The sequence below is a fragment of the Arthrobacter sp. NPDC058127 genome, from assembly GCF_042884555.1.
Lineage (GTDB): Bacteria > Actinomycetota > Actinomycetes > Actinomycetales > Micrococcaceae > Arthrobacter.
Window position 1 is genome coordinate 77,391 of sequence record NZ_JBHVTT010000021.1, and the last position, 7,436, is coordinate 84,826.

6 protein-coding genes are annotated in these 7,436 nt (G+C 63.9%); 3 read left to right on the forward strand and 3 right to left on the reverse strand.

Annotated features, from left to right (window positions below; translation table 11 throughout):
• Positions 1-151: 151 nt before the first annotated feature.
• The 3 genes from ACFVTG_RS21240 to ACFVTG_RS21250 all read right to left on the reverse strand — a co-directional run bounded on the left by ACFVTG_RS21240 (position 152) and on the right by ACFVTG_RS21250 (position 4,056).
• Positions 152-1,300 (reverse strand): mannitol-1-phosphate 5-dehydrogenase, encoded by a 1,149-nt coding sequence (locus ACFVTG_RS21240; protein WP_390282796.1) that lies wholly within the window; start codon positions 1,298-1,300, stop codon positions 152-154.
• On the reverse strand, positions 1,300-3,264 hold the full coding sequence (locus tag ACFVTG_RS21245; RefSeq protein WP_390282797.1) for a PTS mannitol transporter subunit IICBA: 1,965 nt from the start codon (positions 3,262-3,264) through the stop codon (positions 1,300-1,302). Before ACFVTG_RS21245 ends, ACFVTG_RS21240 begins: the two co-directional genes overlap by 1 nt.
• A gap of 69 nt (positions 3,265-3,333) precedes the next feature.
• Positions 3,334-4,056, reverse strand: a complete 723-nt coding sequence (locus ACFVTG_RS21250; protein ID WP_059388720.1) for a TetR/AcrR family transcriptional regulator — start codon at positions 4,054-4,056, stop codon at positions 3,334-3,336.
• Positions 4,057-4,173: 117 nt separating this feature from the next.
• On the opposite strand from ACFVTG_RS21250, the gene ptsP reads away from it, so the two are divergent.
• From ptsP to ACFVTG_RS21265, 3 genes are all read left to right on the forward strand, one after another.
• The gene (gene ptsP / locus ACFVTG_RS21255; protein ID WP_284756088.1) at positions 4,174-5,862 is read left to right on the forward strand and encodes a phosphoenolpyruvate--protein phosphotransferase; all 1,689 of its coding nucleotides are present in this window, start codon (positions 4,174-4,176) and stop codon (positions 5,860-5,862) included.
• A 41-nt stretch (positions 5,863-5,903) separates the two neighbouring features.
• Positions 5,904-6,182: an HPr family phosphocarrier protein gene (locus tag ACFVTG_RS21260; RefSeq protein WP_234751838.1), complete on the forward strand. Its 279-nt coding sequence runs from the start codon at positions 5,904-5,906 to the stop codon at positions 6,180-6,182.
• A gap of 116 nt (positions 6,183-6,298) precedes the next feature.
• The gene (locus ACFVTG_RS21265) at positions 6,299-7,060 is read left to right on the forward strand and encodes a class I SAM-dependent methyltransferase (RefSeq protein ID WP_390282798.1); all 762 of its coding nucleotides are present in this window, start codon (positions 6,299-6,301) and stop codon (positions 7,058-7,060) included.
• The last annotated feature ends 376 nt before the right edge of the window (positions 7,061-7,436 follow it).

The following is a 7,436-nucleotide window of genomic DNA, read 5'->3' on the forward strand; positions in this document are numbered from 1 at the left end:
CGCTCACTTTTGGAGCCCAAAGCGCTCACCCTCCTTCACATCATGTGAAGGAGGGTGAGCGAGCGTTCGGGAAAAAGCCGGCATATCTGAGCGAGCGTTCGGAAAAAAGCCCGCATATCTGAGCGAGCGTCGCCAGCCCGGCCCCGGCTGTCTAGGCCTCGGCTTTCCGGTCTTCGATCAGCTTCCGCACCTGCGGGAACAACGGGTGCGACGGCGGAAGGTCCGTGATGCGCTCGACCGCTTCGGCGGCGTCCATCTCTGAAAGCATCCGGGCGAGTTCCACGGCTTCGTCGTCGGCCCCGTCGTCGAAACGCAGGGCGGCCGACATCGCGTCGAGCAAGGCGACGGGAGTGACTCCGCGCTCGGCCAGTTCTGCCGCCGGGCCGATGAACCGTTCGTGCCGGCCCAACTTGCGGAGCGGAGCACGGCCTACCCGGTTCACGGTGTCCGGCAAGTACGGGTTGGTGAAGCGGGACAGGATCTTCTGCACGTACGCTTCCTGCTCAGCTTCGACGAAGCCGTGTTTGGCCACGAGAAGCTGTTTGGTTTCCTCCAACACGGCTCGCACCCGGGCGGCCACGGAGGCGTCGGCCATCGCATCGGAGATCTTCTCCAAGCCGGCGCCGTAGCCGAAGTATGCTGCCGAGGCGTGTCCCGTGTTGACCGTGAAGAGCTTCCGTTCGATATACGGCCCGAGCTCGTCCACGAAGGTCGCGCCGGGGATGACCGGCGCCTCCCCCGCGAACGGCGTCCGGTCGATGACCCACTCGTAAAAGGTCTCCACAGTGACGTCCAGGCCTTGGCCCGGCGCCTGGTTGGGGACAATTCTGTCCACCGCGGTATTCGCAAAAACAGCAACGGAGGAAAGATCGCCCGCGGCACCGTCCCACGCCGCTTCCACTTCGGAACGCAGGAGGTCCGTGGCGTTGATCGCGTTCTCGCAGGCCATGACCTGGAGCGGAGCCAACGACGGCGAGCGGCCGGCGAGGCCCCGCGCTATCACGGGTGCCACGAACTTGAGGATGTGCGGCCCCACCGCCGTGGTGACGAGGTCCGCCGTCGCGATTTCCGCGACGACGGCAACCTCTTCGGTGCCCGAATTCAGGGCCCGGAAACCGGACACGGTCTTGACTGCCGCGTTTTCGCCGACCTCGTGGACCTCGTAGGAGGACACGGAGGCGAGCTGGCTGATCAAGGCATCTGCGACATCCGCGAAGACCACCTCATATCCGGCCTCGTGCAGCAGCAAACCGACGAACCCTCGTCCGATGTTCCCTGCCCCAAAATGGACTGCCTTCACTATGCGTTGACCTTTCCGAACAGATCCAGCACTTCCTGCACCGAGGTGGCCTGCTCGAGCTGGGCCACTTGCGCCTTGTCCGTGAAGATCTTGGCAATGGAGGACAGGATGTGGAGGTGCTCGTTGTTGATACCGGCGACGCCGACCACGAACTTGACCTGCTTGCCTCCCCAGTCGATGCCCTCGGGGTAGCGGACGATCGACACACCGGAGTGCCGGATGTGGTCCTTGGCAGCGTTGGTGCCGTGCGGGATGGCCAGGAAGCTGCCCATGTACGTGGACACGGATTCCTCGCGCTCATGCATGGCGTGGATGTAGCCCATGTCTACGGAACCGCGGTCCAGCAGGAGCTTGCCTGCTTCGTCGATGGCCGAGTCACGGTCCGTGGCGGTGCCGTTGAGGATCACGCTTTCGGCGAGCAGGACATCCTTGCCCCCGACGGCGGCCGGTTCGGCAACCGCCGTCGAGCCCTCAGCGCCGGATCCGGCGTTGCTGCTCTTGACCAGTTCCACGATCTCCTCGTACCGGGGACTGTTCATGAAGTTGTCCACGGAGACGTGCACGGCGCTGGCTGTGACAGGCCGTGCGCGTTCGGTCAGGTCCTGGTGCGTGACCACGACGTCGTAGGTGTCGCTGAGGTTGGCAATGGCTGCATTTGTGACCTTGACGTCCGGGAAACCGGCTGCCTTGATCTTGTTGCGCAGCACCGAAGCACCCATGGCACTGGAGCCCATGCCGGCGTCGCACGCGAACACGATGTTCTGGATAGGACGGGTCAGGACGGCGGTTCCGCCACCGGCACCCAAGAGGGCGGAGGAAACGGAACTCTTCTTGCCTTTCATTTCTTCCATCTTGGAGGTGGCTGCACCAAGGTCAACCTCGTCGCTGTGATGCGTGGTGCGGAGAATCAGCGAGGAGACGAGGAACGACACCGTCGCCGCCAAGACGACCGACAAAATGACGCCCACATAGCTATCCCGGGAGGTCTGGGCAATGACTGCGAAGATGGATCCCGGGGCTGCGGGAGCCACGAGGCCGGAGTTGGTGACTGCGAGCGTCGCAATGCCTGTCATGCCTCCAGCGATAGCTCCGAGGATCAGCAGCGGGCGCATCAGGACATACGGGAAGTAGATCTCGTGGATGCCGCCAAGGAACTGGATGATCAAAGCGCCGGGCGCCGAGGCCTTCGCCGCCCCGCGTCCGAAGAAGATGTACGCGAGAAGAATTCCGGCTCCCGGACCGGGGTTGGCTTCAAGCAGGAACAAGATGGACTTACCTTGGTCGAGCGACTGCTGGATCCCCAACGGCGTCAGTACCCCGTGGTTGATTGCGTTGTTCAGGAAGAGGACCTTGGCGGGCTCGATGAAGATGCTGGTAAGCGGAAGGAGTCCGTTGTGGACCAGGAACTGGACGAAATTGCCCGCGGCCGTACTGAAGGCCTGGACCAGGGGAGAAATACCGAAGAAGCCGAGCATGGCGAGCAAAGCTCCCCAGATACCTGCGGAGAAGTTGTTCACCAGCATCTCGAAGCCCGGACGGATCTTGCCATCCCAGATGGAGTCGATCTTCTTCATCGTCCAGCCACCGAGTGGGCCCATGATCATTGCACCGATAAACATCGGAATACCGGCACCAACGATCACGCCCATGGTACCAATAGCACCAACCACGCCGCCGCGGACGTCGTAGACCATCTTGCCGCCGGTGTATGCAATCAGGAGCGGCAGCAGATAGGTGATCATTGGGCCGACAAGGCCCACGTTCGGTGTACCGGCGGCGTTGTTGCCGAAGCCGCCCAGTTCGGGGACGGGCAGCCAACCGGTCTTGATGAACAGGGCGGTGATGATGCCCCATGCAATAAAGGCCCCGATGTTGGGCATGATCATGCCCGAGAGGAACGTTCCGAACTTTTGGACACCAACGCGCACGCTGGTGCGCTGTTTCGCAACTGACGCTGTTGCCATTGTGTGAATTCCTAACGTGAGTCCCGCATCAATGCGGAATCAGTCGATATCTATCGAAAGAGGACAGCTCTAGGAGCTGCTGGAGATTCGGTGAAGCCATTCAAGAAAGAGCTTCAGTTCCGAACTGGATAGCTGGTCTGAATGCGAGGCTTGGAGTGCCGCATTCAGCGCGATTGCCGCAACAACAACGGACGACTTGCCGGAGTCGTCTGCTGCGGCGCCACGGGCTGTTTCCGTGGACACGGCGAAAATCATGGAATCCCGGGTCATGGTGGAAAGTTCGAGGTTCCGGTCTTCCAGGGGCTCTGCAATGAGCATGAGCGTGACGCCAACGTTGGCCGCCAGGATGCTTCTGGCCGCCTCACGCGGGGGTACGTTGATCTGCCCGGCAATGGCCGCCTTGCTCAGCATCTCCTCCAGAAGCGACTCGGCATCAGCCACGATGGCCGGCCTGCTTTCCGGACGGATGTTGCCGAACATCACCAGGTAAAGGTGCGGTTGGGTAAGTCCGAACTGGACGTGGTTGTCCCACATCCGGCGGACGTCCTCCAGGGGAACCCCAGAGGGAGCGAAGTCCCGCTCTCCCGCCACATACTCCTCGAAGCCGGCTGCAACGACGGCGTCGAACAGCCCCTCCTTGTCGCCGAAGTGGTGGTAAAGCGTGGGCGCCGTGACGCCGGCAAGTTTGGTGATTTGGCGCGTAGAGACCGGCGACCCATCCGAATTCGCCAGCAACTCGGCAGCTGCACGGAGCAGCCGAGTTTTGGGCGGAAGCTGGTCATCGAAACTCATAGCCGCTACCCTAGCACCTATAGCAACGCTATATGAAGTGAGTCACAGGAGATTTTTTCGGATCCCGAGGCGCCGCAGCCGCCGGGTCCGATCCGAGAGCAGGAACAGAGGATTTCAGTGCAGAATTTCCAAGGAGTAGGCGTCAGCCCGGGCCGCGTCATTGGCACTATCCGTCAGATGCCCAAACCAGTCAGCGAACCGCCGTCGGGAGAGCAGCTAGCCGCATCGACCACCGCGGAAGACGCCGTCGCCGGCCTAAAAGCGGCGGCCCAGTCGGTCCACGACGAACTCAAAGCGCGCGCGGACAAGGCCAGTGGCGACGGCAAGGCGGTGCTGGAAGCCACCGCCCTCATGGCCAAGGACACCATGCTCCTGAAGTCGGCCACCAAGCTCATCAACAACAACGGCAGCTCCGCCGAACGCGCCATCTGGGAAGCCGGCGCCTCCGTGTCCGAAATGCTCCACAACCTGGGCGGATACATGGCCGAGCGCGCCACCGACGTCCTGGACGTCCGCGCGCGGATCGTCGCCGAACTTCGCGGAGTCCCCGCCCCGGGGATCCCGGCGTCGGACACTCCGTTCATCCTGGTGGCCGAAGACCTCGCTCCGGCCGACACCGCAACGCTGGACCCCGCCGTCGTGACAGCACTGGTCACCTCGGGCGGCGGACCGCAGTCCCACACGGCGATCATCGCGCGCTCGCTCGGCCTGCCCGCCGTCGTCGCGGCCCGCGGAGTGGACGAAATTCCTGACGGCGCAGAAGTCTTTGTGGACGGCGCAGCCGGCTCACTCTCCCTCGAACCCAGCGAAGAACAGCGCGCGGCCGCCCTCGCATGGGTCGAAAACGCCGCCACCCTGGCGGTCTTTGACGGAAACGGCACGACGGCGGACGGCCACTTGGTGCCCCTCCTCGCCAACGTCGGCGGCGCCAAGGACGCTGCCGCGGCCGCCGCGCTTGGCGCGCAGGGCGTGGGCCTTTTCCGCACCGAATTCTGCTTCCTGGAACGCGACACCGAACCGACCGTGCTGGAACAGGCCGCCGCGTACAGGGGCGTGTTCGACGCCTTCCCGGGCAAGAAAGTAGTGCTCCGGACCCTCGATGCAGGCGCCGATAAGCCGCTTCCCTTCCTCACCGACGCCACCGAACCCAACCCGGCCCTCGGCGTGCGCGGCTACCGCACCGACTTCACGACACCCGGTGTTTTGGACCGCCAGCTCGAGGCCATCGCCATAGCGGCCGACGAAACAGAAGCTGAGGTGTGGGTCATGGCACCCATGATCTCGACTGCGGCCGAGGCTGCCCATTTCGCATCGATGTGCGATGCCGCGGGCATCAAGACACCCGGCGTGATGGTGGAAGTTCCCTCGGCGGCATTGACCTCGGCGTCGGTCCTGCGCCACGTGGGCTTCGCGTCCCTCGGCACCAACGACCTCACCCAGTACGCCATGGCCGCCGACCGGCAACTCGGGCCCCTCGCCGAACTCAACACCCCGTGGCAGCCCGCCGTCCTGCGCCTCGTCCAGCTGACCGTGGCGGGCTCGGCGGAAGAAGGCAACGGCAAACCCGTTGGCGTCTGCGGTGAAGCTGCCGCGGACCCGGCCCTCGCCGTCGTACTCGTTGGCTTGGGCGTGTCCACACTGTCCATGACCGCCCGCTCGCTGGCCGCCGTCGGAACCGTGCTCAAAACGGTGACGTTGGAACAGGCGCAGGAGCTCGCCCGACTGGCGCTCAGCGCACCCGATGCGCTTGATGCGAAGGCCTGGGTCCGCGCCAAACTGCCGATCCTCGAGGAACTCGGGCTCTGAGCCCAGCCGTACTGCCCCCTACCTGAACACAAGGAGAAACCATGCCCGAACGCACCGCCACCATCGCCAGCCGCTCCGGACTGCACGCCCGTCCGGCGGCGATTTTTGCCGAAGCCGCGGGGGAATCCCCGGTTGAAGTGACCATCGCGATGGCCGGTTCGCCTGCCGACGACGCGCTCGACGCCGCCAGCATCCTTTCGCTCATGACGCTTGGGGCGGCAAAGGGCGACGTCGTGGTGCTTCGGGCCGAGGGCGACGGCGCCGACGCTGCCCTCGATTCCCTGGTGACGCTGCTGGAAACAGACCTCGACGCGGAGTAGGCACCTCCCACCCGACGCTCGCTCACATATGGTGGCTTCCCGCCCGACGCTCGCTCACATATGGTGGCTTCCCGCCCAACGCTCGCTCACCGTTGACTAGCCGAAAGGAGCCGGAAATGCGCAAGCCGGACGCCGCCCTCGCGTTCTACGCGCTCAGCATCCTGCTGCTTCCGGTCTCGTTGCTCGGCTATGTGATTTGGGTCGGGAAGCTTCTGGCCGTGAAGCCTTCCGGGGTTTCGACGAGCGCGCAGGCTCCGCTCTCCGCTAGGTGGGCGATGCACAATTTCGGCGTGCGCGAAGACCAGGCAGCGAACCAGCTGTTGCCCCTGCTGCCCGGCGTTCCTTGGCTGGGCATGCGGTTGGCGTTCTGGCCGACGCTCTTCGCGCACCGCGTCACCGGTTTCGTCCCGAAGACCTTCCGGTACCCCTTTGAGGGCGAGATACCTCCACAAGCCGAGGCGTCGGCCAGGGTCGCCTTCTTCGACGGCGCCGTGGACCGCGCACTTCCCGGGACCGACCAGTTGGTCATCCTCGGCGCCGGCTTCGACACACGCCCCTACCGCCTCCCGCGGGACACGTCCGTCAACTCCTTCGAGGTAGATGCCCCAAAGACGCAGGCGGTCAAGCGCGAAATACTGGACAAGGCAGGAATCGACTTACGCAAGGTCGCGTTCGTGCCCGCGGACTTTGAGAAGGATGATTGGCTCGCCAAACTCGTGGACGCGGGGTTCGACCTCGGGCGTCCGGCACTTTTCCTCTGGGAAAGGCGTCACGATGTACCTCGACCGGGAAGCGATCGAGGACACGCTGCGCAAGATCGCGAGTTGCGCCAACGGCAGTTTGCTCGCATTCGACTACTTCACAACCGAGACCCTTGAGTCGAGCATGCCCTACTGGCGGTTCGGGAGGGCAGCGGCTAAGGCAGCGGGCGAACCGTTGATGTTCGGCGTGGACAGGACACCGCCGTCGCGGGAGCGTCTTGCCGAACTTCTGCGATCCGCGGGGCTGACGCTCCTCGAACAGCGTGGGCTTGGTCGCGAGACAAAGAAGAAACGCGCGTGGGGTGGCTTCGCGATAGCAGTGGTGGGGCGCATTGGGCCCTAGACGACCGCATTGATCTGAGCGCGCGTTACGTCGATATGGCTCATATCCGAGCGAGCCCCTCATCGTCAAGCTGGTTGTGAGTCATTCATTACCTGTTGATTGAAGGAGCCGGCGATGGCCGTTGATAACAAGGGTTTTACGCGTGAAGAG